1 protein-coding gene and 1 pseudogene are annotated in these 3,093 nt (G+C 69.4%); one reads left to right on the forward strand and one right to left on the reverse strand.

Annotated elements, in window-relative coordinates:
* Positions 1-363, reverse strand: a pseudogene (locus B7767_RS02180) (undecaprenyl/decaprenyl-phosphate alpha-N-acetylglucosaminyl 1-phosphate transferase); the annotation flags it as partial.
* 270 nt (positions 364-633) lie between these two features.
* Here B7767_RS02180 and B7767_RS02185 point away from each other — a divergent pair.
* Positions 634-2,916 carry a (Fe-S)-binding protein gene (locus B7767_RS02185; protein ID WP_085570595.1) on the forward strand — a complete coding sequence of 761 codons (2,283 nt, stop codon included), beginning with the start codon at positions 634-636 and terminating at the stop codon, positions 2,914-2,916.
* Positions 2,917-3,093 lie beyond the last annotated feature (177 nt).

A 3,093-nucleotide genomic window follows, 5' to 3' on the forward strand; every position in this document is an offset into this window, starting at 1 on the left:
CACCCCCCGCACCACCCCGGTCTCCGCGTACGGCACGACGAGCGCCGCCGCCACGGCCGTACCGGCGAGCGGGACCCACCACCGCAGCCGCCACACGTCGGCGGCCAGCCCGAGCACGCCGATCCAGGCCCCGGCGGCCAGCAGCCGCCCGATCCCGGTGCCGAGCGGGGCGTACCCCGCCCGGTCGCCGAGCCCCGCCACCAGCACGGTCGCGAGCACGACGGCCGTTCCCCCGGACAGCGGCAGCGCCAGACGGCGTCTGCGGTCCACGATCCCCAGGCGCAGGGCGGGGACCCGCAGCAGTTCCGCGAGGAGGGCGGAGAGCAGCAGGGAGGTGGCGGCGGCGGCGATCCCGTAGAGCACGGATATAAGTTAGGGGCGTATCGACCGATTTAGCGTGAATAACACGATCGGATCCCGGACGCCATCCGGGACGCCCCCCGGGGTGCCGCCATAGGCAACCCTGAGCGATTCAGATCACCCCGTGCCCGGCTACAGTGCGACCGGAGATGGGGGTAATCTCGAACGGACTGCATAAGTTACCGCTTAGTAATTTCGGGGAAGCCGTAGTGGAGCCCCCGCAGAAGTCCAGAAATTTCCTCTCCGAACCCCTCGCAGGCCCGAGGAGCCCCCATGCAACTCGCCGCGATCATCGTGTCGCTGGTCCTGACCGTGGTCGGCGTCGCGCTGCTCGCACGCGCGATCGGCCAGTTCGTCCGGTACTTCAAGCTGGGCCAGCCGGTCCCGGCCGGCGCCCGGACCGACAATCCCTACCAGCGCAGTGTGACCCTGGTGCGGGAGTTCCTCGGCCACACCCGCATGAACCGGTGGGGTGTCGTCGGCATCGCCCACTGGTTCGTCGCCGTCGGCTTCCTGACCCTGCCGCCGACCCTCGCCCAGGCGTTCGGCCAGCTCTTCGAGGCCGACTGGGTGCTGCCGGTCATCGGCGGCTTCCTGCCGTTCGAGCTGTACATCGAGTTCATCGGCGTGATGACCGTGCTCGGCATCGCCGTGCTCATCGTCATCCGGCTGCTGAGCCTGCCGTCCCGCCCCGGCCGCAAGTCCCGCTTCGCGGGCTCCAAGGCGGGCCAGGCGTACTTCGTCGAGTACGTCATCCTCACCATCGGCCTGGCGATCTACGTGCTGCGCGGCCTGGAGGGCGCACTGCACCACGTGGACGGCTACGAGGCCGCGTACTTCGCGTCGTACCCGCTGGTCCTCGCCTTCAAGGGCCTGTCGGTCGCCGCGCTGCAGAACCTGGTCTACCTGTTCGCGATGATCAAGATCTCGACGTCCTTCATCTGGATGATCGTGGTCTCGCTCAACACCAACATGGGCGTGGCCTGGCACCGCTTCCTCGCCTTCCCGAACATCTGGTTCAAGCGGGAGGCCACCGGCGGGACCGCCCTGGGCGCGCTCCAGCCGATGACGTCCGGCGGCAAGCCGATCGACTTCACCGACCCCGGTGACGACGACGTCTTCGGCGTCTCCCAGGTCGAGCAGTTCTCCTGGAAGGGCCTGCTGGACTTCTCCACCTGCACCGAGTGCGGCCGCTGCCAGTCGCAGTGCCCCGCCTGGAACACCGGCAAGCCCCTCTCCCCCAAGCTCCTGATCATGTCCCTGCGCGACCACGCGCACGCCAAGGCCCCCTACCTGCTGGCCGGCGGCGGCAAGACGCCGGAGGGCGAGGAGAAGGCGTCCGAGGAGCAGCTCGCGGGCGTGCCCGCGGCGGCGCTGGCGGAGGCCGAGCGCCCGCTGATCGGCACCGCCGAGGAGAACGGCGTCATCGACCCCGACGTCCTGTGGTCCTGCACCACCTGCGGCGCCTGCGTCGAGCAGTGCCCGGTCGACATCGAGCACGTCGACCACATCGTCGACATGCGCCGCTACCAGGTGATGATCGAGTCCGCGTTCCCGTCCGAGGCGGGCACGATGCTCAAGAACCTGGAGAAGAAGGGCAACCCCTGGGGCCTGGCCAAGAAGCAGCGCCTGGAGTGGACCAAGGAGGTCGACTTCGAGGTCCCGGTCGTCGGCAAGGACATCGAGGACCTGTCCGAGGTCGAGTACCTGTACTGGGTCGGCTGCGCCGGCGCCCTGGAGGACCGCGCGAAGAAGACCACCAAGGCCTTCGCGGAACTCCTCCACATCGCGGGCGTCAAGTTCGCGATCATGGGCGGCGACGAGAAGTGCACGGGTGACTCGGCGCGGCGCCTGGGCAACGAGCCCCTGTTCCAGGAGCTCGGCATGGAGAACGTCATGTCCCTCAACGCCGCCTTCGGCGAGGAGATGGACGACGACGGCAAGGTCGTGCCCGAGTCGGCGAAGCCCAGGTCGGCGAAGAAGATCGTCGCCACCTGCCCGCACTGCCTCAACACCCTCGGCAACGAGTACCCGCAGCTCGGCGGCGACTACGAGGTCATCCACCACACCCAGCTCCTCCAGCACCTGGTGGACGAGGGCAAGCTGATCCCGGTCACCCCGGTCGAGGGCATCATCACCTACCACGACCCGTGCTACCTGGGCCGCCACAACAAGATCTACACGCCCCCGCGCGAGATCATCGGCAAGGTCCCGGGCCTGCGCAACGAGGAGATGCACCGCCACAAGGAGCGCGGCTTCTGCTGCGGCGCGGGCGGCGCCCGGATGTGGATGGAGGAGCGGATCGGCAAGCGCATCAACAACGAGCGCGTCGACGAGGCCCTCTCCCTCAACCCGGACATCGTCTCCACGGCCTGCCCGTTCTGCCTGGTCATGCTGACCGACTCGGTCAACGGCAAGAAGAACGACGGCAAGGCCAAGGAGTCCATCCAGGTCGTCGACGTCGCCCAGCTCCTGCTGGAGTCCGTCAAGACCCCGGCCGACCCGGCGGGCGACGAGGAGAACGAGAGCGCTCCGGAGCCGGAGCCGGTGAAGTAACGCGACACTCCGCCGAAGGGGCCGCCCGGAAGGGCGGCCCCTTCGTCATGCCCGCGCACGACCCGCCGGCCCCCTCGGCACTCCCCGCCACCGCACCGGCCCACACGGACCGGGCACCGGGGCAGGACCGTGAGCAGTCCGGTGCCGCGGCCCCCGGCGCCGCACGACGGGGGCGCC

Source organism: Streptomyces sp. 13-12-16 (assembly GCF_002114215.1).
Taxonomy (GTDB): Bacteria; Actinomycetota; Actinomycetes; order Streptomycetales; family Streptomycetaceae; genus Streptomyces.

Excerpts from the sequence above, each read along its gene's own strand:
- B7767_RS02185 (WP_085570595.1), top strand. The coding sequence starts at position 634 with ATGCAACTCGCCGCGATCATCGTGTCGCTGGTCCTGACCGTGGTCGGC.